This is a genomic window from Streptosporangium sp. NPDC023825 (genome assembly GCF_040639575.1).
GTDB lineage: Bacteria > Actinomycetota > Actinomycetes > Streptosporangiales > Streptosporangiaceae > Streptosporangium.
The window spans coordinates 69603-95472 of record NZ_JBFAAE010000028.1; the positions used below are offsets into that span (position 1 = coordinate 69603).

Genomic DNA, 25870 nt, shown 5'->3' on the forward strand with positions numbered 1-25870 from the left:
CCCGCCACCGCGGGCCTCCGCCGTTGCGGGCCTCTGTCACCGGGAGTTGCGGGCCTCTACCGCCGGGAGGACGGGCCCGCGAAGGCGTAGCCGAACAGGGTGTCGCCGGGAGCGCCGGTCAGGGGCTTCGCCGACGACGGGCGGACTCCCGGGTAGGAGCCCTTCCGCACGGTCCCGCGCAGCAGGGTGAGCCTGCCGTCGCCCGGGGCGGCGACGACCAGGCCGCGGCCCGCGACCGTGGCCAGGGCCGCGCCGAAGTCGCCGCCCTTCCCGGTGACCAGCAGGTTGTGGTTCCGGGTGAGGCCGCCGGAGCGGGTTCCCGCGAGCACCTGGACGGCGTTCTCGCCCGGCACCCCGATCGCCAGCTCGTCGTCGCCGTCGCCGTTCAGATCCCCGGCGGCGAGGGCGGCGCCGAAGCGGTCGAAGTAGCGCGGCTCCCCCTTCAGGGAGCGCTGCGACCAGGACTCGGAGCCCGCCGTGCGCAGCCCCGAGCCGGAGCCGTAGACGACGTGCACGGTGCCGTCGCCGTAGTCCATCGCCCGCTGGTTGTCGCTGAGGCCCTCGCCCGGCACGCCGATCGCCAGGTCGTCGCGGCCGTCGGCGTCGAAGTCGCCGGTGGTCAGGGCGGTGCCGAAGAAGTCCCAGACCTCGGCGAGGCCGCCGATCCCGGGGGTGTCCTGGGTGAGCACGGTCGCCCTGCGGCTCCGGACGTCGAGGACGGTGACCGAGCCCTGACCGTTCTTCAGCAGCGTGTCCGCGGGCGCGCCCACGGCGATCTCTGCCCGGCCGTTCCCGTCGAAGTCGCCGGTGGCGAGCACCGCGCCGAACTGGTCGGTCTCGCGCTCGCGCTGCCCCACCCAGCCGGTCTCCTGCGTGATCATGTACGGCTCGCGCCCCTTGAGCCCGTACACCCCGACCGCGCCGCCGCCCAGCCCGGGAGCGCCGATCACCAGCTCGTCGTCGCCGTCGCCGTCCAGGTCCCCGGCCGCGAGCGCGGCGCCGAACCGCCCAGGCTCGCGCTTACGGCCCAGGTCCCCGGCGTCGATCAGCTCGCCGGGCCGCAGGCCGCCGGGCGAGCCGTGGAACAGCTGCACGGCGCCGTCGCCGTCCTCTCCCGGCCGGGAGCGGTCCTCCTCGGAGACGCCCACGGCCAGGTCGGCGCAGCGGTCGCCGTCGAAGTCGCCGGTCGCCAGCGCCGAGCCGAACGAGTCCCCGGTCTCGGCCTCACCGGGCACCCCGGGGTCGTCCTGGGTCAGCTTCCCGGCGGTGCGCATGCCGTACAGCACGGTGACCGACCCCGCGCGGGCGTGGCCGCCGGTGCGGGTGTAGGGAGCGGCGACCGCGAGATCGGCCCGCCCGTCGCCGTCGAGGTCGGAGGGCACGCCGGAGCACGCGGCGGCCGAGGCATGGGACGGGAAGGGGGAGGCGGGGACCAGCAGGAACGCGAGGACCGCGGAGGTGAGGAGCGAGGCTCTCATACCTGTCATGGTTTCCGGTGATTCGGACACGCGGCCCACCGGGACATGAAATCCACATGGCCGGTACGCATAAAGAGCATGCCAGGATTGACGACGTGACTCTTCCGCTCCCTGAAGGGAGCGGCTTCTCGCTAAGCCGCTTTCGCAGCCTGACGAAGGGCAAGCCCTGCCCTGAGGATGTTGGTCGCCGCGTTCACGTCGGCGTGCGCGACGTGTGCGCACCGCTGACAGTGAAACCCGGCTTGGGTGGGGCGGTTCTCCTTCGCACAATGCCCGCATCGGGCACAGATGCGGGAGGTGTTGGCGGGATTCACCGCGATCAGCTCTCGACCGGCGCTTTCAGCCTTGTGCGACAAGATCGTCAGGAACACCCCCCAACCCGCGTCCAGGATGCTGCGATTGAGACCGGACTTGGCCGCCACGTTGGTGCCGGGCGCTTGGAGCGTGCCAGACGCCGAGCGGGTCATGTTCGCGATCCGCAGGTCCTCGCAGGCGATGACGTCGTAGTCGCGGACCAGGGCGAGTGCGGCCTTGTGCGCGCCGTCGAGGCGTTGACGGCGGACCGTGCCGTGCAGGGCGGTGACGCGGGCCACCGCCTTACGGCGCCGTGTGGAGCCGCGTTTCTTACGGGCGAGGTCCCGCTGGGCGGCGGCGAGACGCTCGGCGGACGCGGAGAGGTGGCGGGGGTTGGTCAGGTGCTCGCCGGTGCTGGTGGTGATCAGCGAGGCCACGCCCAGGTCGATCCCGACGGATGCGCCGGTGGCGGGCAGCGCCTCGGCGGGCACGTCGTCACACGACAAGATCACGTACCAGCGGGGGCCTTCTCGCTTCACGCCGATCGTCTTGAGGGTGCCGCGCACGGCGCGATGCCGGTGGACACGGACGTGGCCGATGCCCTGCAGGCGGACGAACGTCGCTGTGGGGTGTTCGGGCTGGGAGTCCCACCGGCAGCCGTCGCCGTCCTTGGGCCATTCGACGGTGTTGAACCGTCCCTTGCCCTTGAAGCGGGGAAACCCCGGTGTGCGCCCGGCCTTGACGCGGGCGAAGAACGCCGCGAACGCCTTGTCCAGACGGCGCAGGGTGGCCTGCTGGGAGGAGAACGACCACCGGCCCTGGCCGTCGGGGTCGTCGGCGCGGATGTGCTTGAGGTCGGCGGACTGGTCGCCGTAGCGGATGCTCACCTTCGCCTTGGCATAGGCGGTGCGGCGGTGCTCCAGCGCGGCGTTGTACAGGGCGCGGTGATCGTCCGGGCATGCCGTCAGCGCGGCGGCCTGCCTGGAGGTCGGGCGCAGCAGGAACGTGAACGACCTACGCATGGCCGATGCCCTTGGGAGCGCGCTCGTGGTGCGTGTCGAGGCAGCGCCGCACCGTCTGGGCCGACATCGCGCCGACCGCGGCCACAGCATACGACCGCGGCCACAAGGTGGGCAGATGGGAGCGCGGGTGCAAAAACTCGGTGCGCGGGTGGCGGGAGGTGAGGCCCCTGAACCCGCCGGCCACGAAATGAGGGCACGTTCTTTGGGGGCGGCGTGGCGAACAAGTGCACGTGGTCGGGCCTCACCTCCAGCGCCACGACCTCCCGGCCGTGCTCGGCGGCTTGGGCGTTGATCAACTTCTCCGGGCGGTCTTTGACCCGGACGCCCGGAACGGGGCGGCGGTACTTCGGGCACCACAGCACGTGGTATCCGAGGTCGTACGCCGCACCGGGGGAGGTGCGCACCTGACGAGTCACACCGGCATTACAACAGCATCATCTATCTGACACGCGATGAACGGAGAACTCTGATGCGCGGACCCGACCGGTCAAGGCACGCGCGGGCCTTGGAGGCCCTTCCGCCCCCGATTCCGTCGCCTGAAGGCGACAGTCCCCTCGGGAGAATTTGATGGAAATCGACCTGGCCGACCTGGGATTCTGGCGGCGGCCGCTCAAGGAGCGGCATGAGGCGTTCGCGCGGCTTCGGGATCTCGACAAGCCGGTGTTCTTCGAGGAGAAGCGGGTCCCGCTGCTCCGCTCGGGCAAGGGTTTCTACGCGCTGGTCCGGCACGCCGACGTGGTGGAGGCCAGCCGCAACGCCAAGGTGTTCTCCAGCGAGCCCGGCGTGACCAGTCCCGAGCCGCCCGGCTGGGTCAAACACGTGTTCGGCGAGTCCATGGTCAACATGGACGACCCCCGGCACGCCCGGCTGCGCCGCATCGTCTCCCGCGCGTTCAGCCCGAAGATGCTGGCCAACCTGCAGGGCGACATCGACGCCGCGTGCGCGCGGATCGTCGACGACGTGATCGCCTCGGGGCCCGGCGACTTCGTCGGCCAGGTGGCCGCCAAGCTGCCCATCCACGTCATCTGCGACATGATGGGCGTCCCCGACGACGTGCGGGCCAAGGTCCACCAGCACGTCGACATCTCCACCGCCTACTCCGGCGTGCGGCCCAGCCTGGCGCACACCGTCAGGATGGCCGCCCAGAACACGCTCGCGCTGCTCGCCCTGCAGCGCCTGGTGATCGACCTGGGCAAGGAGCGCGCGCGGGAGCCGCGGGGCGACCTCGTCTCGGCGCTCGTCACCGCCAACGTCGACGGCGAGCGGCTGACCGACCGCGAGCTGGGGTCGTTCTTCACGCTGCTGCTCGTGGCGGGCAACGAGACGGCCCGCAACACCATGGCGCACGGCATCAAGCTGCTGACCGACAACCCCGAGCAGCGGAGCCTGCTGGCCGGAGACTTCGACGCGCACATCGGCGGCGCGATCGAGGAGATGGTCCGCCACGTCTCGCCCATCATGCAGTTCCGCCGTACCGTCACCGAGGACTACGACCTGCGCGGCCTGCACCTGAAGGCGGGCGACAAGGTCGTGCTCTTCTACGGTTCGGCCAACCGCGACGAGACGGTCTTCCCCGACGCCGACCGGTTCGACATCACCCGCGACACCAAGCCCCACGTGGGCTTCGGCGGCCCCGGGCCGCACTTCTGCCTGGGCGCCAACCTCGCCAGGCAGGAGATCAAGGCGATGTTCCGCGCGCTGTTCACCCGGCTGCCGGAGATCCGCTCGGTCGGCGAGCCCGAGCTGCTGGTGTCCAACTTCGACAACAGCGTCAGGAGCCAGGCGTTCACCTTCTGAGGTTCACTTGCCCGGCTGCGGGGCCGTCACCGGGCAGCCCAGCTTCGTCTCCTCCTGGATCAGCACGTTCTCCCGGATGGTGAGGAAGGTGATCAGCGCGGCGACGCCCAGCATCGCCGCGCTGATCAGCATCGTCGTGTGGAATCCGGCGGTGAAGATCTCGGGGGAGTCGAAGGCGTCGCCGGTCAGCCCGGCCAGCGGGGGGATCGCGGCCACCGCGAGCAGCCCGCCGGTCCTGGCGACGGCGTTGTTGACGCCGCTGGCCACCCCCGCATGGCGCTCGGCGGCGGTGGCCAGCACCGTCGCGGTGAGCGGCGCGACCGCCGCCGACAGGCCCAGCCCGAACAGGGTCGCCGGAAGCAGCACGTCCACCACGTACGACGAGCCGGGGCCGATCCGCGACATCAGCAGCAGGGCCCCGGCGCAGACCAGGATGCCGCCCGTCATCGGCAGCCGGGGCCCGAGGCGCTTGGCCAGCTCGCCCGCGCGCGACGACAGCAGCAACATCAGGATCGTCACCGGGATCATCGAGGTCCCCGCCACCACCGGGGAGAAGCCCGCCGACACCTGCAGCTGGACGACCAGGAGGAAGAACACCACGCCCATCGCGGCGTACATGATGAAGGTGACGACGTTGACCGCGGTGAACACCCTCGAGGAGAAGACCTCGACCGGTACGAGCGCCTCGGGCGAGCGCCTGATCTCCAGCCAGACGAACGCGGCGCCCAGCAGCACGCCCGCCGCGACCGGGACGATCTCCAGGTCGATCAGGCCGTAGGTGATCCCGGCCAGCGCCAGCGCCGCCAGCACCGCGCCCAGGACGTCGAACCGGCCGCCCGCCGAGGCGTTCCTGCTCTCCGGGACGTGCCGTACGGCGACCGCCACGACGAGCGCCGCGAGCGGCAGGTTGATCAGGAACACCCAGCGCCATCCGGCCGTCTCCACCAGCCACCCGCCGAGCAGCGGGCCGATGGCCGCGGCCACCCCGCCCAGGCCCGACCACGCCCCGATCGCCCTGGGCCGGTCCCCGCGGTCGAAGGAGGCCTGGATGATGGCGAGGGATCCCGGGGTGAGCAGCGCGCCGCCGACGCCCTGCAGGGCGCGGGCCGCGACCAGCGTCTCCACGTTGGGCGCCAGGCCGCACAGGGCCGACGCGACGGCGAACCAGACGACGCCGACCAGGAAGACCTTGCGCCTGCCGTACCGGTCCCCGAGTGATCCGCCGAGCAGGATCAGGCCCGCCAGGGTGAGGGTGTAGGCGTTGACCGTCCACTGCAGGCCGGCCATGTCGGCGCCGAGATCGGCGCCGAGCGAGGGCAGGGCCACATTGACGACCGTGCCGTCCAGCATGGCCATGCCGGAGCCGAGCACGGTGGTGAGGAGAACCCAGCGGCCCTTCGCGGAGGCGAAACGGATGTGACCATTGTCCATGCCGTTCATCATCGCCGACCGCGCGTACTGGCCTGACCGGTGTCAGAGCCCCCGCGAACGCCTCCGGAGGCGATCACGCGAGCGGCCCCGGAAGGATCTCGCCGGTAATCCCGTGGGCGTTTTCGGAAATGGTCGCGGAGGATCCGGGCAGGGCTCCGGAGGATCAGGGGAGTGACCTCGGCGGTACGGCCGGAAGTGTCGCGCGCCTCTGGTAGGACGGTCGTGACACAGTCGAGCCTGACGGGGAGTCTCCGATGGACCACACAGAGTTGGACCACACAGAGTTCAACGACCACGTCGACGGTCTCTACCGGGGAGACTACGCGGGCCTGCCCATCGTGAGCCTGCGCCCTCCAGGCGCCCCCCACCCCCCGGCCGGCGAGGCGGCGTGGCGCGTCTCGGTCCGCGTCTACGACGCCAAGGAGACCTTCGAGGAGCACTTCGCGCGCTTCATCGAGACCGTCGACACCGCCGAGGTCAGGGCGCTCATCGTCGGAGGCTGGGAGGACGCCTACGAGAAGGAGGCGTCGGCTCCCGTCCGGCTGCTGGCGGAGAGCGCGGCGCGCTTCCCCGCCCTGCGCTCGCTCTTCTTCGCCGCGATGCCGCAGGAGGAGTGCGAGATCTCCTGGATCCAGCAGAGCGACGTCACGCCGCTGCTGGAGTCCTTCCCGCTGCTGGAGCGGCTGGAGGTCCGGGGCGGGACGGGCCTGGAGCTGCGGCCGGTCCGGCACGAGCACCTCAGGGTGCTGCGCTTCGAGGCGGGCGGGCTGCCCGCCTCCGTGGTCAGGGGGGTCGGCATGAGCGAGTTCCCCGCGCTCGAGTATCTGGAGGCCTGGCTCGGCACGAGCGAGTACGGCGGCGAGACCACCGCCGCCGACCTGGAGAACATCCTGTCCGGCGAGAGGCTGCCCGCGCTCAGGCACCTGGGGCTGCAGGACAGCGAGATCCAGGACGAGGTCGCCGCCCTCGTCGCCTCCGCCCCCGTCGTGGCCCGGCTGGAGTCGCTCTCCCAGGCGATGGGCGTGCTCACCGACCGGGGCGCCGAGGCCCTGCTGTCGGGACAGCCCCTGACCCACCTCACCCGCCTGGACCTGCACCACCACTACCTGACCGACGCCATGGTCGGGCGTCTCACGGCGGCGTTCTCCGGCTCCGGCGTCGAGCTCGACGTGTCCGGCCAGAAGGAGGCCGACGGCGAGTGGCGCTACGTCGCGGTCGCCGAGTGACCACGATCGCCGCCGGTGGCAGGCCGGGAGACCGGCGGGTGCCCGCGATCGCCGCCGGTGGCACTGACGGCGACCGTCGAGTCCCCGCGATCGCCGTCGTCGGCACGCCGGGAGACCGGCGGGTGACCATGTTCGCCGACGCCTGTGCCCGGCAGGGGCTGGCCGAGCCCGCCGTCGTGCCGTGGACGTCCGTGCTGCGCGGCGAGGAGATCGGGATCGAGCCGGGGACGCTCGTACGGATCGACTCGCCCGGGGAGGACGCCGAGGCGGACGCGCTGCTGCGCGGTCCCGGCGAGCCGTCCAGGGTCGGCGGCGGCGCCCGCTGGCACGCCGGGTTCGTCGCCGGGGCCGACCGGGTGCGCCGGGCCGTGGCCGCGACGCCGGGGGCCGTGCTGCTCGCCGACGTCGAGGACGTGGCGGTGATGTTCGACAAGCGGTTGTGCCACGCCAGGCTGTCGGCGGCCGGGGTGCCGGTGCCGCCGGCCCTCGCCGGGCCGGTCGGCGGCTACGCCGAGCTGCGCGAGCGGATGGGCGAGGCCCGCTGGGGCCGGGTGTTCGTCAAACCGGCCCACGGCTCGTCGGCCTCCGGGATCATCGCCCTGCACGCGTCGGGCCGCCGGGTCAGGGCGGTGACCTCGGCGGAGCCGGTCTCCGGCGAGCTGCACAACTCCCTGCGGCTCAGGTGTTACGAGGACGAGGCCGACCTGGCGGCGATCGTCGACCTGCTGGCCCGGGACGGCCTCCACGTCGAGCGCTGGTTTCCCAAGGCGAGCGTCGGCGGGCGCGCGATCGACCTGAGGGTGGTCGTCGTGGACGGCACGCCCACCCACGCGGTCGTCCGCGCGAGCCGCGGGCCGATGACCAACCTCCACCTCGGTGGCGTACGGGGTGACCTGAGCATCGTTGTCGCCGGCCTCGGCCCCCGCGGGTGGGAGCGGGCCCTGGAGATCTGCGCGCGGGCGGCGGCCCGCTTCCCCGGGAGCCTGGCCGTCGGGGTCGATCTGATGATCGGGGTCGACTGGCGGGAGTTCGCGGTGGCCGAGGTCAACGCGTTCGGCGATCTGCTCCCCCGCCTGGAGGGCCTGCCCGGTAGCGGGGCCGAGGGCCTCGACACCTACGGCGCCCAGGTCCGCGCGATCCTCACCCGGCACGCCCCGGCGAAAGACCGGTACGTCCCGGCGGGGACCAGGTGCGCACCGGTGAAAGAGCGGCGCACCCCGGCGGAAGACCGGTACGCCCCGCGAGAGGCCGGCACGCCCCGGCGGGAGAGCGGGAGGCCCCGTGCGTGACATGAACGAGGTGGTGGGCAGCCACGACCTGCTGCTGGTGACGCTCGACACCCTCCGGTACGACGTGGCGGAGGAGCTGATGGCCGCCGGGCGGCTGCCCACCCTGGCGCGGGCGCTGCCCGGCGGGCGCTGGGAGCGCCGGCACAGCCCGGGGAGCTTCACCTACGCGGCGCACGCCGCGATCCTCGCCGGTTTCCTGCCGACCCCCGTCGCGCCGGGACCGCACCCCCGCCCGTTCGCCGCCGCGTTCCCCGGCAGCGAGACCACGGCCCCGGGCACCTGGGTGTTCGACGCCCCCGACCTGCCCGCGGGGCTGGCGGGAGCGGGCTACCACACGGTCTGCGTCGGGGGCGTCGGGTTCTTCAACAAGCTGACCCCGCTCGGGTCCGCGCTGCCGGGGATGTTCGCCGAGAGCCACTGGGAGCCGGGGTTCGGGGTCACCGCGCCCGCCTCGTTCGAGGCGCAGATCGCCCGCGCGGAGCGGGCGGTGGCGGGAGCCGACCGGCCGGTCTTCCTGTTCGTCAACGTCTCGGCGCTGCACCAGCCCAACTGGTTCCACCTGCCCGGGGCCACCCGCGAGCACGGCGACAGCCGCCGGAGCCAGGCCGCCGCGCTCGAATACGTCGACCGGCACATCGGCAGGCTGTTCGCGCTGATGAGCGACCGGCGGCCGGGATTCGCGATCGTCTGTTCCGATCACGGCACCGCCTACGGTGAAGACGGATACACCGGGCACAGGATCGGTCACGAGGTCGTCTGGACCGTGCCCTACGGGGAGTTCACGATGGAGCGGGGGCAATGGCGATGAGCGCGGGTTCCGGCCGGGTGCCGCGGACGGCGGACGGCGGGCGCGCCGCACCTCCCGTCCTGCCCCTCTCCGCGGCGTCCCCGGCCGCCGACGCCCCGGCGGAGGCGGGCCCGTACCAGGGCTACGTCTACGCGTACCCGCACAAGACGGCCTACCGGCCGCTGGACCCGCGGCCGTCGCTGGCCGAGGTGTGGGCGGGGGAGCCCGTCGAACGCCTCTTCCTCTACCTGCACATCCCGTTCTGCGAGATGCGCTGCGGGTTCTGCAACCTGTTCACCAGGACCGGCGCCCCCGAGGAGCTCGTCGCCGCCTATCTCGACGCGCTGGAACGCCAGGCGGGCGCCGTACGGGACGCCCTGGGCGATCCCCGCTTCGCGGCGGCGGCCGTCGGCGGCGGCACGCCGACCTACCTGAGCGCCGCCGAGCTCACCCGGATGTTCGACCTCACCGAGCGGATCACGGGCGCCGACCTGCGGGCCGTGCCGATGTCGGTGGAGACCTCCCCGGCGACCGCGACGGCCGACCGGCTCGCCGTCCTCGCAGAGCGGGGGGCGACCCGCGTCTCGATCGGCGTGCAGAGCTTCGTCGACGCCGAGGCCCGCGCGGCGGTCAGGCCGCAGCGGCGGCGGGAGGTCGAGACGGCGCTCGGCCGGATCCGCGAGGCCGGGTTCGAGGCGCTCAACATCGACCTGATCTACGGCATCGACGGGCAGACGGAGGCGTCCTGGCGTCACTCGCTGGACGCCGCGCTCGCCTGGAAGCCCGAGGAGATCTACCTCTACCCCCTGTACGTCCGCCCGCTCACCGGCCTCGGGCGCCGTGCCCGCGACTGGGACGACCACCGCCTCACCCTCTACCGCCAGGGTCGCGACCATCTGCTCGCCGCCGGGTACGAGCAGGTCTCGATGCGGATGTTCCGGCTCCCCGGGCGCGCGAGCCCGGCCGAGTACACCTGCCAGAGCGACGGCATGGTCGGCCTCGGCTGCGGTGCCCGCTCCTACACCTCCGGCCTGCACTACTCCTACGAGTACGCGGTCGGCGCCGGCCAGGTGCGCGCGATCATCGACGACTACGTGCGCCTGGCCCCCGGGGAGTTCGCGGTCGCCAACGTGGGGTTCCGGCTGGACGACGACGACCGGCGCCGCCGCCATCTCATCCAGTCGCTGCTCCAGGCCGACGGTCTCGACCCCGTCGCCTACCGCGACCGTTTCGGAGCCGGTCCCGAGGCCCACTTCGGCGCGGAGCTGGAGCGCCTGGCGGCGCGGGGCCTGCTGGAGCTCGACGCCCCGCCGCCCGGGGGCGGGAGCGCAGAGCCCGGCCGGCTCCGGCTCACCGCCGAGGGCCTGGCCCACTCCGACGCGATCGGCCCCGCGCTGTTCTCCGGCAGGGTCCGCGCCCTGATGGCCCGATACGAGGACCGGTGACGACGCGGGTGGGCGAGCTGACGATCCTCTACCGGGGGCCGCTGGCGAGCTGCGACTACGACTGCCCCTACTGCCCGTTCGCCAAGCGGCGCGACGATCGCGGGCAGCTGGCGAGGGACCGGGCGGCGCTGGAGCGGTTCACCGCGTGGGTGGCCGGGCGGGACCACCCGGTCTCGGTGCTGTTCACCCCCTGGGGCGAGGGTCTCGTCCGCTCGTGGTACCGCCGGGCGATGGTCGAGCTGAGCCACCTGCCCCACGTGCGGCGGGTCGCCATCCAGACCAACTTCAGCTGCCGGCCCGGCTGGCTGGCCGAGGCCGACCTGGACACGCTCGCCCTCTGGGTGACCTACCACCCCGGCCAGGTCCGCTACGAGCGCTTCCTCGGCCGCTGCCGTGACCTCGTCGCGCGCGGGGTCCGCTTCAGCGTCGGCGTCGTCGGGCTGCCCGAGCACCTCGGCCAGGCCCGCCGTGTCCGGGCCGACCTGCCCGGGGAGGTGTACGTCTGGGTGAACGCCGCGGAGGGCGCCGTCTACACCGATGACGAGGCGGACGCCTGGACGGCGATCGACCCGCTGTTCCACCACAGCCGGACGCCGCACCGGAGCGCGGGCCTGCCCTGCCGTACCGGAGACAGCGTGATCTCCGTCGACGGCGAAGGCACCGTGCGGCGCTGCCACTTCGTCCCGGCCGTGCTCGGCAACCTCTACGACGGCACGTTCAGCCCGAGGGCCGCGGCATGCCCGGCGGTGATGTGCGACTGCCACATCGGCTACGTGCACCTGGAGACGACCGGCCTCTACGACGTCTTCGCCGGGGGGATCCTGGAGCGGATCCCCGCCCGTCTCCCGCCGGGCTGAGCGGCTGCCGGGCCGTCGCGGAGGGGAGGTCAGCGCAGGAGCTCGCGAGCCAGTGCCTCGCTCCACCACCGCTCGACGCGGTCGGGTGACCAGCCGCGTTCGACGGTGAGCGTGGTGTAGACGTCGATGTTGCACAGGGCGGCGTAGACGTCGACGGCGGAGCGCACGTCCAGACCACGTCGCAGGACGCCGTCCGGCCAGGACGAGAACACCAGCTCGCGGGTCCTGTCACCCTGTCCGCGGCCCTCGCGGTAGGCGGCCGCCAGCTCGGGCTCGGTGCGGGCCGCCTCGCGGACCAGCGCGATGACGTCACCGGCGCGTTCGAACAGCCGCCGGTCGTAGGCGGCCATCGCCGCGAGCTGCCGCCCGGGATCCGCCGCCGAGGCCTCCAGCGTCTCCAGCATCCGCGGTACGTCGGCCGACAGGTCCGCCGCGTCCGCCAGAGCCCGGGTCAGCCCTGCCTTGTTCCCGTACGCCGCGTAGACCGTCGGCACCGAGACTCCCGCCTCGCGGGCGACCTCCCGCACGGTCGTCGCCGCCCACCCCTGGGAGACGAACAGCCTGCGGGCGGCGCCGGCGATCTCCACCCGGGTCTCCCGCGCCTGCGTCGCCCGGCGCAACGAGTCGTAACGGCGCCGGTCCGGCTCTGCGTTCACCGGTTCCCCCTCAATGACTTTACGACGCTTATAATGAATATATGTTGCGTAAATCTCACGGAGAGGCCGCCCTCGGCTTCCCCCGGATCACCGGCATCGCCGCCATCGGCTTCGCCGCCACGATCGTCCTCGCCAACGCGATCATGGTGCCCGCGGGCCTGCCGCTCACCGGTGCCGAGATCGGCGAGGTCGACGCGTTCTTCGGCACCCGGGGCGACGTCGTCGCCGTCGCGTCCGCGCTCACCCCCGCCGCCTGGCTGCTGGCCACGCTGTTCGGCGCGGGTGCCGTCTCCGTGCTGCGGCGCTTCGAACGCGGCCGGGACGAGGCGTGGTCACTGCTCGGATTCACCGGCCTGGCCCTGCAGAACGTCACCTTCGCCGCGGTCATCGCGATCCGCCTCGCGCTCACGTCGACGACCGCGCGGCACAGCTCCGTGACCGGGGGACTGTGGGTCCTGCACGACGCGCTGTTCACCCTCAACGGCACCTTCCTGGCCCTCGCCCTGATCGGCCTGTCCGTCGCCGGCCTGCGCGCCGGTCTCATCCGGCCGTGGCACGGTACCGTGGGGCTGATCTCGGCCGCGCTGCTGTTCGGCTCGGCCACCCTCACCCCGCTGGTCGTCGACCGCACCGGACCGCTCGGTCTCCTGGGCCTCGCCGGCTGGCTGATGTGGGTCGTCTGGATCGTCGCGTACGGCGTCACCCTGATCCGCCTGAACCAGACTGATCCTACGGGGAGCGTTCCGGGCGCCGGCCGACCGTGACGACGCCGCCGGGCGGAGGCACCCGCGCGGGCAGGCCGGGCGATCGTGAGCGATCCGGCGGCGACAGGGGCGACGTCCGGATCAGGCGCGTCCGCGTCGGGCGACCCTGCGGGTCCACCGCACGGCACGCCGCACCACGGGACCGGCCAGGCTGATCTCCGAGGTGGCCTTCTTCAGGGCCTGGGTCGCGGCCCGTGACTCCGCCATCGCCTTCCTCAGCTCCGCCGTGGTGCGCTGGAGCTCCTCGCCGAGCTTCCTCAGCGTGGCGGCGTCACCCGCGGGAGGCGCGGGTTTCTTGATCTGGTTGACTCGGACGAGTTCCCAGCCGTCGAACGCGTCCGTGGTGTGCCACAGGTCCTCGCGGGACTCCAGCCAGCGCAGCAGGCGCTCCCGGACCGGGGCCGCGTCCCCCCAGGTCGCGTAGAGCTTCTGCGTGCTGACGCAGATCGGCGCCAGGCCCAGGTTCGCCACCGCCTCCCAGACGGCCATCGCCACCCCGGGCGTGTGCACGCTCCGGTAGTCGTCGAAGACGACTATCCCGTCGGGACGCAGGACCTTCCTGGCCGACATGACGTCCTGTCGTACGTGTACGTACAGGTGCGAGGCGTCCACATGGACGAACCTGCACGACTCGGCCGCGACGTGGTCGAGGACGATCGAGGTCGGGCCGTGCACGATCCGCGGGAGCGCGTCGTGGAAGGTGAGGTAGTTCTCCTCGAACCTGTCCCGGGTGAGCGCGGAGTAGGACCGGCTCGTCTCGGCGTCGTTGGCCGCCTCGGGCGCCTCGGACTCGAAGAGGTCGCAGACCGTGAACACCTCACCGGGACGCGCGTGCGCCCCGATCATGACCGCGCTCTTGCCGAGGTACGTTCCCAGCTCCAGCAGGTCGCCGGGGGAGTTCTCCGTGGCCTGCCCGGACAGGATCCATTCGAAGAGCCGCTGGTCGGTGCCCCAGAACCAACCGGGGATCCGGTCGAGTGACTTCGGGGTGATCTCTGCCTTCACTGCTGACATGGGCGGACCCTAGCAACCGGGAAGGGCGGTCCGGCGAGTGTTGGCCTGATGGTCGCCCACGGTGTGCCCGCACGACACGTGGCCGTCGGCCGCCGCTCACCCGGTGGCCCGCGCCGGCTCTCCCGCACCGGCTGACCTCGGGGAGTCCTGCTCCGCCGGAGGGCCGGACGTCGGAGAGGCCGGACGGTCCCGGCCGCCGGCACGCGTACGGCCTGGGGAGGCTCAGCTCCCGTCAGGGGACGCTCGGAGAGCCCAGGCCTGGGCTCAGATCCCGTCGGGGACGCTCGCGGAGCCCAGGCCGCGGAGCACGAAACCGGAGACGATCCTCTCGGCCTCCTCGGGCGTCACCTCGCCGCGGAGCAGCGGCATCCGCTCGGCGCCGATGACGGCGAGGATGATCCGGGCGGCGGCGGCCACGTCGGGGGCCCGGAAGTCGCCCGACGACACGCCGCTGTCGATGATGCCGGTCAGGATGCGCTGCATCGGCTCGACGTGGTCGGCCAGGCGCTGGTAGGCGTCGGGGCCCAGCGCCGCCGACAGGTCGGCGGGACCGGGATGGGGGTGGGCGAGCAGCCCGTCGAGCTGGAGCCTGACGAAGACCCGCAGCCGCTCGGCGGGCGAGGCCCGGCCGGGCAGCTCCCGCTCGTAGCTGTCGATGAAGTAGTGCGTCACCCGCTCGGTGAAGGCGAGCAGCAGCGCGGCCTTGTCCGGGAAGTAGTTGTACAGGACGGTGCGGGTGATCTCGGCCTCGTTCGCCACGTCGGTCATGGAGATGGCGTCGATGCCCTGGTCCCGGGAGAGACGCGAGACCGCCCGCAGGATGCGATCCTGGGTCTGGAGGCGGTGCTCGCCGATGGTCGCGGCCGAAATCCGGGGCATGGCCCCATGGTCGCACAGCACCGGCACCTCGTCAGGCGGGGCCCGGGGCGGGGTCAGCGATGGAGACGGGCCGTGAGCATCGCGTTGCGCATGTCCTCGGCGCTGGGGGCCGGGGGGAGCGGCGGGGCGGCCCGGTCGGCGCGGCCGGCGCGGCACGCGTCGAGGATCAGGCCGATCAGCCGCCGCCACGCCTCCGGGGCGGCGCAGCGCGTGGAGCCGAGCACCCCGGCGTTGGCCATCATGATCAGCATCAGGTCCTGGCCGGTGAAGTCGGCGCGCAGCGTCCCGGAGCGGCGGGCCCGCTCGATCACCCGGTCGACCGCCGCCAGCGCCCGTGCCCTCGGCGACTCCAGCGCCGCCCCGGGGAAGCAGGAGGTGAGACCCTCGGTCACCCCCTGGTCGGCGGCCTGCATGCCGCAGATGTGCTCGACCAGCCCGGCGAACCCCTCCCACGGGTCGCCGGCGAGTTCCGCCGCCTCGGCGGCCTCGACGAACTCGGTCATGCGGTCGGCCAGGATCGCCTCGATGAGCGCCTCGCGGTCGGGGAAGCGCCGGTAGAGGGTGGCGATGTTCACCTCCGCCCGGCGGGCGATCTCCTCCAGGGGCACGTCGAGCCCCCCCTCGCGGAACGCGACCCGCGCCGCCGCCACGATCCGCTCCCGGTTGATCTCGGCGTCCTTGCGCAATCCCCGCCTCTTGCACGCGTCCATGTACCGATTCTACAAAGCGAAGGCCATCCTGCGGTTATGCTACGGTAGCCCCCCAAGCGAAGGGTTGCCTTCACTTATCCCCTCGGAGAACACCATGAACGTCGCCCTTTGGCTCGTGCAGATCCTGCTCGCCGGAGCCTTCTTCTTCGCCGGTCTCATCAAGGCCACCAAGTCCCGCGAGAGCCTGTCGGGCCAGATGCCCTGGGTGGAGGACTTCTCGGACGGCCAGGTCAAGATCATCGGCATCCTCGAGGTGCTGGCCGGGATCGGTCTCGTCCTGCCCGCCGCCACCGGCATCCTGCCCGTCCTGACCCCGATCGCCGCCGCGGCCCTGGTGATCACGATGATCGGCGCCCTCGTCGTGCACCTCCGGCGCAAGGAGTATCCGGGGATCGTGGTCAACGTGGTGCTCCTCGTGCTGGCCGCCTTCGTGGCCTGGGGCCGCTTCGGTCCCTACTCCTTCTGAGGCGAGGCGGGCGAGCTCCTTCCGGGGCGAGGCGGGCGAGGTCTTTCTGAGACGAGGCGGGCGAGGTCAGGCGGCGAGCCCGGACCGGGCCACCCGGCCGAGCTCGCCCAGGACCTCGGTGTTGAGCTGGTACGCGAGCCTGGTCTCGCGGATCAGCCGCCCCTTCTCGGCCTCGTTCAGGGGGAGCGCGTCCAGCCGGGCCCGGTACTCGTTCTTGAAGCGGGGCAGGCTGCCGATCCCGTCGAAGAGGTAGAAGTCGACGCCGCCGCCCGGCTGGTAGCCGTAGATCTTCTGCAGTTCCATCCGGATGAACTGCCCGCCGGACAGGTCGCCCATGTAGCGGGTGTAGTGGTGGGCGACGTAACCGCCCGGCCAGGTGGCCGCCTGGTTGATGCGGGCGACCAGGGTCAGGGTCGGCTTGGACGGCTCGATCCTGGACCTCCAGCCGGACCCGTAGATCGTCTCCAGGTCGCGGACCAGTGCCTCCTCCCGGTAGAGCTCGGGAATGACGAACGGTGCCGCGACGGGATCCGCGGCCAGCGAGCGGGAGGCGTTCTCCAGGGCCACGTAGGCGAAGTAGTGCTGGGCGACCATCTCGCCGTAGGCCTCGGGGCTGAGGTCGCCCGCCATCAGCGCCTTGAGGTAGCTCTCGTCCTCGGCGGACTCGTGATCACCCCAGGTGGCGTTCCTGAGGACTTCGGAGAAGGGCGCTTCGCTCATGATCACTCCGCGACGAGGAAACCTTTTATGACGCAGTGTCACAAAAACCACGCCACCTCGTCAAGCCGATGACGACACCCTGTCATTAAATCGCCTGCGCGTTGACCGGAGAAGCCAGGCGAGCGCCAGAACCGCCGCGAACACCGGGAACCAGCCCAGCCGGTGCAGCAACCAGACCGGTTCGTCGGGCACCGCGAGAAGGCCGGGCACGTCGCCGAAGCGCAGGGCGGCGACGGCGAGCACGACCACCGCGCTCTGGTGCCACAGGAAGAGCGTCATCGCCGACAGGTTGGCCAGCGCGACCCCCGCCCACAGCAGGGGACGCCGCATCAGCCGGGCCAGCGGCGCGCGGACGAGCAGCGCCAGCCCCACCTGGGCGAGGCCGAAGCAGACCGCGGCCAGGCTGGGCGGGCTGAGGTTGGAGACCGCGTGCCCGGTCACGCCCACCATGCTCGCCGGATACCCGGCCCCGCCGACCAGCAGCGCCGCCCCGGCCGCCCCGCCGGCCAGCAAACCCGCCGCCGTCCGGCGCGAGCCGAGCATCCCGCGAGCCCAGGCGATCCCCAGCGCGTACGGCACCAGCCACCCGGCCGCCAGGTTCGCCCACCCGATCCAGGCGGGGGCGCCGAGCCGGAACCTCGCCAGGTCCACCCCGAGCACGACGGCGAACGCCACGGCGGCCGTGACGCCCGGGTGCGCGCGCAGGAGGAGGGGGGTGACGGCGGTCAGTGCGGCGAAGACGGCCAGGAACCACAGCGGCCCGATCGCCGGGACCAGCATCGCCCTGATCGTTCCCGCCGAGGTCCCGCGCAGCGCCATCCCCGCCGCGATCCCCGCCCAGACCAGGACCAGCGGCACCGTCGGCCCCAGCAGCCTCCCCATCCTGGCCCGCACCCAGATTCCGGCCCGGTACGCGCCGCCCCCGGCCTCCTGGCGCGAACCGCGGGCCGCCCCGGGGCACGTACCGCTCGATGGGGAGTCCGGCCCGCGCGTCACCGCTGAGTGGAAGGGCTCGCGGGCTCTCGGCGCGCGCGCCGCCGAGCGGAGGCCGCGCGCCGCCGCGTAGCCGCCGACGAAGAAGAGCACCGCCAGCGTCTGGAACACCCACGACAGCGGCGTGAACCCCGGCAGGTGGGCGAGCGGGCTGGACAGGTGAACCGCCCCCGCCGCGCCCGGCGCCCACGCCGTCACCAGCCAGTGCCCCAGCACCACGCCCACGATCGCCAGCGCCCGCAGCGCGTCCACCCCCCGGTCCCTGCCTTCGGGGGTGGACGCCTCGATCCCGGCCGCGAGACTAGCCACGGGACACCTCGCCGCCACGGCCGAGCGCGATCAGGGTCAGGTTGCGCAGGGACTCGCCGCCCGGTCGGAGATACTCGCTGTGCCCGGCGGAACCGGTACCGAACAGGCGGGCGCCGAAGGCCGGGGCGGCGGGATCGGGACCGAAGCCGAGCGGCCCGACCCTGAGCTTGGGCACCCTGCGCATCCAGTCGCCGGCGCCGCTGCCCGCCCACAACCGGGTGCCGCCCAGCTCGGCGGCCGACGAGACGCCCAGCCCCGGGCTGCCGAACACGGCCGTGTCCGCGACCCCGGAACCGGGCACGGCCCCGGCGCACACCACCGAGCCGTAGCTGTGACACAGCAGGCTGACCCGTTTTCCTTTGAGCGTCCCGGTGACGTACCGCCGCAACTCCACCGCACCCCGTTCCGCGGCCTCCCCGGTCATCACGCCGAGGCTGAGCGTCGCCGGGCTGTCGTAGCCGAGCCAGGCGACCACCGCCAGCCTCGCCCCCGGGTCCAGCGCCCGCGCCTCGGCCAGCAGCGCCCGCGCCCCGCCCCCCGGCGTGCTGTACGGCCTGGCCCTGCCGCCGTCGAAGGTGGCGGCCGTGGTGTCGGAGCCGGGGACGACGACCGCGACGTGCTCGGCCGTGCCGAGATCGCCGTAGACCCGCACCACCCGGTCGCCCGCGGGCGGCGGGACCGTCACGTAGGCGAGCGCCGCGGCGGCGGCCACGGCGAGCGAGCGGCGGAACATGGGAGCCTCCTGTCCGGTCTGAGGAACCGGACAGAACGCTAGGAATCACGGCTTGTAACCCGCGTCACCCCGAGGCGGTCACCTTCCTCGTCCCCCTCGGGGGCCAGGAGGGTGACCCGTGCCCTTCCGGGGCGGCCCTGTGCCGGCCCCGTGCCGGATCCGTGCCGCCTCCACGCCGCTTCCGTACCGGGGTGATCCCGGGCCGATCTCGTGCCGGGGGACGCCGCCGTGCGCGGGCCCGGCGATAAACTCGGCCGGATGGAGACGGAACGGTTGATCATGCGCAGATGGCGGGAGGACGACCGGGAGCCGTTCGCGGCCCTGAACGCCGACCCCGAGGTGATGGAGCACTTCCCGGCCCCGCTGACCAGGCCGCAGAGCGACGCCATGGTCGGCAGGATCGAGCGGGCCTTCGACGAGCACGGCTACGGGCTCTGGGCGCTTGAGGTCAGGGAGACGGGCCGGTTCATCGGCTTCACCGGGCTGGCGTGGCAGCGGTTCGAGGCGCCCTTCACCCCCGCCCTGGAGGTGGGCTGGCGGCTGGCCAGGCACGCCTGGGGGCACGGGTACGCCGTCGAGGCGGCCAGGCGGGCCGTCGCCGAGGGCTTCGCGGTGGCCGGGGTGAACGAGATCGTCTCCATGACGCCAGTGCGCAACGCGCGCTCGCGCGGGGTGATGGAACGGCTGGGCATGGCCCGCGACCCGGCCGACGACTTCGACCACCCGGCGGTGCCCGAAGGCCACCCGCTGCGCTCCCACGTCCTGTACCGCCTCGGGCGACCGTAGCGGCGGGCGCCTCAGGGAGCGGGACGCCGGAGGTTCCGTTTGAAAGCTCGCGCGTTGAAAGCCCGCGAAGGTCGCAACACCGGGGAAGCCACGACCTCCCTTCGATCCCGCCGCTGTCCTGGCTTCGCGCCGCGTCCCGGCCTGGACGACGGGCCGTCTCCGGGCTTCACTCGCCCGGCCGGACCAGGCCCGTCTCGTAGGCGTGGACGATCGCCTGGGCGCGGTCGCGCAGGTTCAGCTTCGCGAGGATCCGGCCGACGTGGGTCTTGACGGTCTGCTCCGACAGCACGAGCTCCTCGGCGATCTCCTGGTTGGACCTGCCCCGCGCGATGAGGGTGAGCACCTCCGTCTCGCGCTCGGTGATGTCGTCCAGCCGCCCGCGCGGGCGGCTCGGGCCGATGCGGGCGAACTCCGCGATCAGCCGCCTGGTCACCGAGGGCGCCAGCAGCGCCTCCCCGGCCGCCACCACCCGGACCGCCTCGGCGAGCTGCTGCGCGGAGGCGTCCTTGAGCAGGAACCCGCTCGCCCCGGCCCGCAGCGCCTCGTACACGTAGTCGTCGAGGTCGAACGTCGTCAGGACCAGGATCCTCGGCGGGGGGTCGACGGACCTCGTGATCTCCCGAGTCGCCGCGAGGCCGTCCATCACCGGCATCCGCACGTCCATCAGCACCACGTCGGGCCGCAGCTCGGCCACCCGTGTCACGGCCTCGGCGCCGTTGGCGGCCTCGCCGACGACCTCGATGTCGGGCTGCGAGCTCAGGAACACCGTGAAACCGGTCCGTACCATGCCCTGGTCGTCGGCGATGAGCACCCGGATCGTCATCGAAGCTCCTTGAACAGGGAGGGGGTCATGCGTCCTCGGTGATCGGCAGTATGGCGGTGACCGCGAAGCCCGTCCCGGTCGGGCCAACCCAGAGTCTCCCGCCGAGCACGGACACCCGTTCCCGCATCCCGACCAGGCCGTGTCCCATGTGTCCCATGTGTCCTGGTTCCTTGGAGGATCGGTGCCCGGCACTGTTCGTCACCTGGACGTGCAGCTCGGCGCCGTACCGGGCGACCTTCAGCGAGACGGTGGAGCCGGGGGCGTGCCGCATGGCGTTGCTGAGCGACTCCTGGGCGATCCGGTAGGCGGACAGGCTCACCGCCGTGGGGAGCCCGGCCAGGTCACCGATGAGTTTGAGCGTCACGTCGAGCCCGGCGGAGCGCGCGGTGTCGACGAGCTCCTCCAGGCGGCCGAGGCCCGGCTGCGGCGCGGTGTCGGCGAGCCCGTCCCCCTCCCTGAGGACGCCCAGCACGCGGCGCATCTCGGTCATGGCCGCGAGGGACAGCGCGCGGATCTCCTTCAGCCCCTCCTCCAGGCGCCGCGCGTCCCCGGCCGCCTGCAGCGGGACGGCCTCGGCCTGGATGGCGATCACCGACATGTGGTGGGCGACGACGTCGTGCAGCTCCCTGGCGATCCTGGCCCGCTCCTCCAGCGCGGCCTGGCCCGCCAGGGCCCGCTCGCTGCGCCGCTCCTCCTCGGCCAGCAGCCCGGCGGCCAGCCGCCGGGTACGCACGTTGTAGCCGAACAGGACGGTCACCGAGACCGTGCCGACGACGAGGGCCATCGAGTTGGGGTGGATCATCCAGGCGCCGAGGAACGAGACGATCCACACGCCCACGGTGATGTGCCGCTCGCTGCGGACCGCGGCCGCGTAGACCACGAGTATGTACATGATCGAGGCGGCCGCGGTGTAGGGGACCTCGTGGAGGAACTGCCGCGAGACGACCGTCCCCAGGGGAACGAGCAGGAAGGCCGACCGCCAGGCGGCCAGCGGCCACCGGTCGCGCAGCGCGAGCGGCAGGGAGAAGGCCAGGGCCGCGAACATGAGCCCCTCCTGGTCGAGGGAGGAGCGGGCCGTGGCCGCCTCGGTCTGGAGGTAGGACAGGCCGCCGCCGAACAGGACGAAGGTCAGCGCCAGGTCGCCCAGCAGGACCAGGTCGATCCGCTGGAACGGCAGCAACCCCAGGGCGCGCGGCACGCGGCGGGTGAGGCGGCGTGATCGGGGACGGGCCGGGTCGGGCACACCGGTCACCAGCGCCTCGGTGAGCGGGCGGGCCAGCCGTACGGCGGGTTCCCACGCCCGCCGCGTATGTCGTGCCAGGAACTGCCGCGCGGGGCTGGGGATCACCCGGATCAGCGTAGGCGGCGCGGCCATGACCCGCATCCCACCAGGGGGTGACCTCCGACATACGACCGGGGAGTGAACCCGCGCCGTCCGGTGGGCTCGGACCGTGCCCGGACCGGTTCGCCGGTCGCCCCACACGCCGGATCGCCTTCCGGGCGGAGCCGCGAAGGACTTCCGGGCGGAGCCGCGAAGGATTCCCTGGCGGAGCCGCGAAGGAGAGAGGAGCGGCCACGCCCTCGCTCTCCTTGGGGTGTTCCCCGTGCACCCGCCGTCGCTGAACGTTTCATCGGCCGGCACCGTTCACCAGGCCATCCGGCCGTGGTGGCGGCGCGACGTTGACCGGTTCCGTCCGGAGTGTGATTTTCGTGGAAAGGATCGATCATTGAAGGGGGCACATCGATGCGGATAACGACATGGCTGGCCGGCTGGGTCGGCGGGGGAGTGACGGCCGTCGCTCTCGTCTTCCTGGCGGCCGGAAACGCCACGGCCGCGCCGTCATCGGCGCCGGCGGCCTCTCCGTCCCCCGCCCCCCCGTGCCGTACGGCGCCGCAGACCCCGGCGCCCTCCAGCACCCCGCCGACCGCGCCGGGAGCGCCGACGGTCGTGAGCGTCATACTCACCCAGGCGCACCTGAGCTGGACCGCCTCCACCGATCCGCACGGCATCGCCTGCTACTACGTGTACGAGAACAGGAACGGCACGGCCGTCCGGCTTGCCACCCTCCAGCCCGCGGTCACCGAGACGACGATCTTCTTTCCGTTCCCCCCGCGCGGCATCCCGTTGGAGGTCCACCACGTGTACGTCGTGGCCGTCGACACGAAGGGCGAGGTGAGCCCCCCATCCGCGACGACGGCCGTCACGATCTACAACGACCTCCCCCCGGAGCCCGGCACCTGCAGGGTGAAGTACGACTCCTGGAAGTGGGGCAACGGGATGAGCGCGAACATCAGGATCTCCAACAAGGGCCTCGTGCCCCTCGCCGACTGGCGGCTCACGTTCACCTTCGCCGACTCCGGACAGCGGGTGACCTCGGGCTGGGGGGCCACCTGGTCGCAGACCGGGAGTGCGGTGACGGCCGCGAGCCTGCCCTGGAACAAGGACCTCGCTGCCGGGGAGTCCCTGGTCGTCGGCTTCCAGGGCACCCACACGGGCGCCAACCCCACCCCGACCCTCTTCCGGGTCAACGGGATCCCGTGCTTCGAGGAGTGAGGAAGGGGGCCGGCCCGACGCCCCGTCCTCGCTGAACGGTCAGGGCCTGTCCTACGGCGGAACCGGAGGTCCGGCCGGGTGAAGGCGCGCTGTCCGTCCCCCCTGCGGGGGCGTGCGCCTCACCCGGACGGACCCGGAACAGTGCGCTCCCGGGGGACGCCGACTCATCCGAACAGGCATGATTACACGATTACGATCGCTCACAGCGAACTCGCTCAACCTCGGGAACATTCTCCGGCTCCCATTAATTGAGTGTGTATAACTCAACCCTTGGAGTTCACATGAGTGAGAGCTTGATCCTCCCGGTCCTGCCGCTCGACGACGAGGTCGTGCTGCCGGGCATGGTGGTCCCGCTTGACCTGTCGGAGACCGAAGTCCGGGCCGCGATCGACGCGGCACAGGCTCTCGCTGACAACAAGCCGGAGGTCCTTCTCGTTCCCCGGATCGACGGCAGATACGGCTCGGTGGGCGTGCGGGCGATCGTCGAGCAGGTGGGCAGGCTCCCCGGAGGCGAGCCCGCGGCCGTGGTGCGCGGTGTCGACCGGGTCCGCGTGGGCACCGGCACGACCGGCCCCGGCGCGGCCCTGTGGGTGCAGGCCACCCGCATCCCCGCCGTCGCGGCGGGTGAGCGCGCCCACGAGCTCGCCAAGGAGTACAAGGCGCTGGCCACCACGATCCTGCAGAAGCGGGGCGCGTGGCAGGTCGTCGACGCGGTCAACCAGATGGACGACCCCTCGATCCTCGCCGACAACTCCGGTTACGCCCCCTGGCTGAGCACCCCGCGCAAGGCCGAGATCCTCCAGACCGCCGACCCGGCCGACCGTTTGGAGAAGCTGGTCGAGTGGTCCCGCGAGCACCTGGCCGAGCTCGACGTGGCCGAGACGATCCGCAAGGACGTCCAGGAGGGCATGGAGAAGCAGCAGCGCGAGTTCCTGCTCCGCCAGCAGCTCGCCGCGGTCCGCAAGGAGCTCGCCGAGCTGAACGGTGACACCTCCGCCTCCGAGGAGGAGGACTACCGCTCCCGCGTCGAGGCCGCCGACCTGCCCGCGAAGGTGCGCGAGGCCGCGCTCAAGGAGGTCGACAAGCTGGAGCGGACTTCCGACCAGTCTCCCGAGACCGGCTGGATCCGCACCTGGCTCGACACCGTCCTCGACATCCCGTGGAACGACCGGACCGAGGACTCGTACGACATCGCCGCGGCCCGCGCCGTCCTCGACGCCGACCACACCGGCCTCGACGACGTCAAGGACCGCATCATCGAATACCTGGCCGTCCGCGGGCGCAGGGCCGAGAAGGGCCTCGGCGTGGTCGGCGGGCGCCGCAGCGGCGCCGTGCTGGCGCTGGCCGGTCCCCCCGGAGTCGGCAAGACCTCCCTCGGCGAGTCCGTGGCCCGCGCCATGGGCCGCAAGTTCGTCCGCGTCGCCCTCGGCGGCGTGCGCGACGAGGCCGAGATCCGCGGTCACCGGCGCACCTACGTCGGCGCCCAGTCCGGCCGGATCGTCCGGGCCATCCGCGAGGCCGGCTCGATGAACCCGGTCGTGCTGCTCGACGAGGTCGACAAGGTCGGCTCCGACTACCGGGGCGACCCGACGGCCGCGCTGCTGGAGGTGCTCGACCCGGCGCAGAACCACACCTTCCGCGACCACTACCTGGAGGTGGAGCTCGACCTCAGCGACGTGCTCTTCCTGGCGACCGCCAACGTGCTGGAGGCCGTCCCCGGCCCGCTGCTGGACCGCATGGAGATCGTGACGCTCGACGGCTACACCGAGGACGAGAAGGTCGCCATCGCCCGCGACCACCTGCTCCCGCGCCAGCTCGACAAGGCCGGCCTCACCGCCGAGGACGTCACCCTCGGCGAGGACGCGCTGCGCAAGCTCGCCGGCGAGTACACCCGGGAGGCCGGGGTCCGGTCCCTGGAGCGCTCGATCGCCAGGATCCTGCGCAAGGTGACGGCCAACGTCGCGCTCGGCGAGAGCGAGCTGCCCGTGACGGTGGAGGACCTGGTCCCCTACCTGGGCCGCCCGCGCAACGTGCCGGAGTCCTCGCTCCCCGAGTCCAGCCAGCGCACGTCGGTGCCCGGCGTGGCCACCGGCCTGGCGGTCACCGGGGCGGGCGGCGACGTCCTCTACGTGGAGGCGTCCCTGGCCGACCCCGAGACCGGCGACACCGGCCTGACCCTGACCGGCCAGCTCGGCGACGTCATGAAGGAGTCGGCCAGGATCGCGCTCTCCTACCTGCGCTCGCGGGGCGCGGAGCTGGAGCTGCCGGTCGCCTCCCTCAAGGACCGCTCGGTGCACGTCCACTTCCCGGCCGGAGCCGTCCCCAAGGACGGCCCGTCCGCGGGCGTCACCCTGATCACGGCCCTGGCCTCGCTGCTCTCCGGCCGCCAGGTCCGCGCCGACGTGGCCATGACCGGTGAGGTCTCCCTCACCGGCCGGGTGCTCCCGATCGGCGGGGTCAAGCAGAAGCTGCTGGCCGCCCACCGGGCGGGCATCACGACCGTGCTGATCCCGGCGCGCAACGAGCCCGACCTGGACGACGTCCCGCAGGCCGTGCGCGACGAGCTCACCGTGCACACGGTGAGCGACGTGCGCGAGGTCCTAGAGATCGCGCTCACCCCGGCCAAGGTGGTCCAGCACACCGCCGCCTGACCCGCGTCCCCCCGGCGGCCCGCCCTCTTCCCGGAGAGGGCGGGCCGCCGGCCGTACCCGGGTGGTTTCTGTTGCGGCGATCCATACGCCGCCGAACGGAGAGAGTGCGACGGATACGAGCAGGCGGATCGTCACGCCGATTGACCGGATGATTCGTTCATCTGGCTGACGCCGTACGGGGAGACC

At 72.5% G+C, this 25870-nt stretch carries 24 protein-coding genes; 11 read left to right on the top strand and 13 right to left on the bottom strand.

Translation table 11 applies throughout. The features are described from left to right. Nucleotides 1-56 precede the first annotated feature (56 nt). The 3 genes from AB0G15_RS23960 to AB0G15_RS23970 all read right to left on the bottom strand — a co-directional run bounded on the left by AB0G15_RS23960 (nucleotide 57) and on the right by AB0G15_RS23970 (nucleotide 3210). Nucleotides 57-1478: an FG-GAP repeat protein gene (locus AB0G15_RS23960; protein ID WP_362843580.1), complete on the bottom strand. Its 1422-nt coding sequence runs from the start codon at nucleotides 1476-1478 to the stop codon at nucleotides 57-59. Nucleotides 1479-1609: 131 nt separating this feature from the next. Next, nucleotides 1610-2794, bottom strand: a complete 1185-nt coding sequence (locus tag AB0G15_RS23965; RefSeq protein ID WP_362843583.1) for a transposase — start codon at nucleotides 2792-2794, stop codon at nucleotides 1610-1612. After that, nucleotides 2737-3210, bottom strand: coding sequence for a transposase (locus AB0G15_RS23970; protein WP_362843586.1), 474 nt, complete (start codon nucleotides 3208-3210; stop codon nucleotides 2737-2739). The genes AB0G15_RS23965 and AB0G15_RS23970 overlap by 58 nt, the downstream gene beginning before the upstream one ends. 151 nt (nucleotides 3211-3361) lie before the next feature. Here AB0G15_RS23970 and AB0G15_RS23975 point away from each other — a divergent pair, with 151 nt between their 5' ends. Beyond that, the gene (locus AB0G15_RS23975; RefSeq protein ID WP_362843589.1) at nucleotides 3362-4591 is read left to right on the top strand and encodes a cytochrome P450; all 1230 of its coding nucleotides are present in this window, start codon (nucleotides 3362-3364) and stop codon (nucleotides 4589-4591) included. A gap of 3 nt (nucleotides 4592-4594) precedes the next feature. On the opposite strand, the gene AB0G15_RS23980 is transcribed toward AB0G15_RS23975, so the two are convergent. Continuing rightward, entirely contained in the window at nucleotides 4595-6022 is a 1428-nt protein-coding gene (locus AB0G15_RS23980; RefSeq protein WP_362843591.1) for an MFS transporter, read from the bottom strand. Nucleotides 6023-6276: 254 nt separating this feature from the next. Between AB0G15_RS23980 and AB0G15_RS23985 the strand changes: the two genes are divergently transcribed. The 5 genes from AB0G15_RS23985 to AB0G15_RS24005 are packed head-to-tail and all read left to right on the top strand — an operon-like array spanning nucleotide 6277 to nucleotide 11626. Then, the gene (locus AB0G15_RS23985) at nucleotides 6277-7248 is read left to right on the top strand and encodes an STM4015 family protein (protein ID WP_362843594.1); all 972 of its coding nucleotides are present in this window, start codon (nucleotides 6277-6279) and stop codon (nucleotides 7246-7248) included. Beyond that, on the top strand, nucleotides 7245-8537 hold the full coding sequence (locus AB0G15_RS23990; protein WP_362843597.1) for an STM4014 family protein: 1293 nt from the start codon (nucleotides 7245-7247) through the stop codon (nucleotides 8535-8537). Before AB0G15_RS23985 ends, AB0G15_RS23990 begins: the two co-directional genes overlap by 4 nt. 1 nt (nucleotide 8538) lies before the next feature. Next, nucleotides 8539-9345, top strand: a complete 807-nt coding sequence (locus AB0G15_RS23995) for an STM4013/SEN3800 family hydrolase (protein WP_362684352.1) — start codon at nucleotides 8539-8541, stop codon at nucleotides 9343-9345. Next, nucleotides 9336-10769 (top strand): STM4012 family radical SAM protein, encoded by a 1434-nt coding sequence (locus tag AB0G15_RS24000; protein WP_362843600.1) that lies wholly within the window; start codon nucleotides 9336-9338, stop codon nucleotides 10767-10769. The genes AB0G15_RS23995 and AB0G15_RS24000 overlap by 10 nt, the downstream gene beginning before the upstream one ends. Continuing rightward, nucleotides 10766-11626 carry an STM4011 family radical SAM protein gene (locus tag AB0G15_RS24005; protein WP_362843602.1) on the top strand — a complete coding sequence of 287 codons (861 nt, stop codon included), beginning with the start codon at nucleotides 10766-10768 and terminating at the stop codon, nucleotides 11624-11626. The genes AB0G15_RS24000 and AB0G15_RS24005 overlap by 4 nt, the downstream gene beginning before the upstream one ends. 29 nt (nucleotides 11627-11655) lie before the next feature. Here the strand turns inward: AB0G15_RS24005 and AB0G15_RS24010 are convergent, their stop codons facing one another. After that, nucleotides 11656-12282, bottom strand: coding sequence for a helix-turn-helix domain-containing protein (locus AB0G15_RS24010; RefSeq protein ID WP_362843605.1), 627 nt, complete (start codon nucleotides 12280-12282; stop codon nucleotides 11656-11658). A 41-nt stretch (nucleotides 12283-12323) separates the two neighbouring features. On the opposite strand from AB0G15_RS24010, the gene AB0G15_RS24015 reads away from it, so the two are divergent. Beyond that, the gene (locus AB0G15_RS24015) at nucleotides 12324-13046 is read left to right on the top strand and encodes a hypothetical protein (protein WP_362843608.1); all 723 of its coding nucleotides are present in this window, start codon (nucleotides 12324-12326) and stop codon (nucleotides 13044-13046) included. Between the two features lie 81 nt (nucleotides 13047-13127). On the opposite strand, the gene AB0G15_RS24020 is transcribed toward AB0G15_RS24015, so the two are convergent. The 3 genes from AB0G15_RS24020 to AB0G15_RS24030 form a co-directional block, all read right to left on the bottom strand. Continuing rightward, nucleotides 13128-14060 (bottom strand): class I SAM-dependent methyltransferase, encoded by a 933-nt coding sequence (locus AB0G15_RS24020; RefSeq protein ID WP_362843611.1) that lies wholly within the window; start codon nucleotides 14058-14060, stop codon nucleotides 13128-13130. Between the two features lie 264 nt (nucleotides 14061-14324). Then, entirely contained in the window at nucleotides 14325-14939 is a 615-nt protein-coding gene (locus AB0G15_RS24025; RefSeq protein WP_362843614.1) for a TetR/AcrR family transcriptional regulator, read from the bottom strand. A 53-nt stretch (nucleotides 14940-14992) separates the two neighbouring features. Next, nucleotides 14993-15649 (bottom strand): helix-turn-helix domain-containing protein, encoded by a 657-nt coding sequence (locus tag AB0G15_RS24030; protein WP_362843617.1) that lies wholly within the window; start codon nucleotides 15647-15649, stop codon nucleotides 14993-14995. A gap of 94 nt (nucleotides 15650-15743) precedes the next feature. Between AB0G15_RS24030 and AB0G15_RS24035 the strand changes: the two genes are divergently transcribed. Continuing rightward, complete coding sequence (locus tag AB0G15_RS24035; RefSeq protein WP_362843620.1) at nucleotides 15744-16115, top strand: DoxX family protein; 372 nt, start codon at nucleotides 15744-15746, stop codon at nucleotides 16113-16115. A 66-nt stretch (nucleotides 16116-16181) separates the two neighbouring features. On the opposite strand, the gene AB0G15_RS24040 is transcribed toward AB0G15_RS24035, so the two are convergent. The 3 genes from AB0G15_RS24040 to AB0G15_RS24050 are packed head-to-tail and all read right to left on the bottom strand — an operon-like array spanning nucleotide 16182 to nucleotide 18870. Then, the gene (locus tag AB0G15_RS24040) at nucleotides 16182-16835 is read right to left on the bottom strand and encodes a biliverdin-producing heme oxygenase (RefSeq protein ID WP_362843623.1); all 654 of its coding nucleotides are present in this window, start codon (nucleotides 16833-16835) and stop codon (nucleotides 16182-16184) included. Nucleotides 16836-16895: 60 nt separating this feature from the next. Further along, a complete protein-coding gene (locus tag AB0G15_RS24045; protein ID WP_362843626.1) occupies nucleotides 16896-18137 on the bottom strand; it encodes an acyltransferase family protein in 1242 nt (413 codons plus the stop codon). Next, nucleotides 18130-18870 carry an alpha/beta hydrolase gene (locus AB0G15_RS24050; protein WP_362843629.1) on the bottom strand — a complete coding sequence of 247 codons (741 nt, stop codon included), beginning with the start codon at nucleotides 18868-18870 and terminating at the stop codon, nucleotides 18130-18132. Before AB0G15_RS24050 ends, AB0G15_RS24045 begins: the two co-directional genes overlap by 8 nt. A 258-nt stretch (nucleotides 18871-19128) precedes the next feature. Here AB0G15_RS24050 and AB0G15_RS24055 point away from each other — a divergent pair, with 258 nt between their 5' ends. Then, nucleotides 19129-19656, top strand: a complete 528-nt coding sequence (locus tag AB0G15_RS24055; protein WP_362843632.1) for a GNAT family N-acetyltransferase — start codon at nucleotides 19129-19131, stop codon at nucleotides 19654-19656. Between the two features lie 166 nt (nucleotides 19657-19822). Here the strand turns inward: AB0G15_RS24055 and AB0G15_RS24060 are convergent, their stop codons facing one another. Then, the gene (locus tag AB0G15_RS24060; protein ID WP_362843635.1) at nucleotides 19823-20479 is read right to left on the bottom strand and encodes a response regulator transcription factor; all 657 of its coding nucleotides are present in this window, start codon (nucleotides 20477-20479) and stop codon (nucleotides 19823-19825) included. Between the two features lie 25 nt (nucleotides 20480-20504). After that, a complete protein-coding gene (locus AB0G15_RS24065) occupies nucleotides 20505-21854 on the bottom strand; it encodes a histidine kinase (RefSeq protein WP_362843638.1) in 1350 nt (449 codons plus the stop codon). 369 nt (nucleotides 21855-22223) lie between these two features. On the opposite strand from AB0G15_RS24065, the gene AB0G15_RS24070 reads away from it, so the two are divergent. Beyond that, a complete protein-coding gene (locus tag AB0G15_RS24070; RefSeq protein WP_362843640.1) occupies nucleotides 22224-23033 on the top strand; it encodes a cellulose-binding domain-containing protein in 810 nt (269 codons plus the stop codon). A 281-nt stretch (nucleotides 23034-23314) separates the two neighbouring features. Further along, nucleotides 23315-25684 carry an endopeptidase La gene (gene lon, locus AB0G15_RS24075; RefSeq protein WP_362843643.1) on the top strand — a complete coding sequence of 790 codons (2370 nt, stop codon included), beginning with the start codon at nucleotides 23315-23317 and terminating at the stop codon, nucleotides 25682-25684. Nucleotides 25685-25870: the final 186 nt, after the last annotated feature.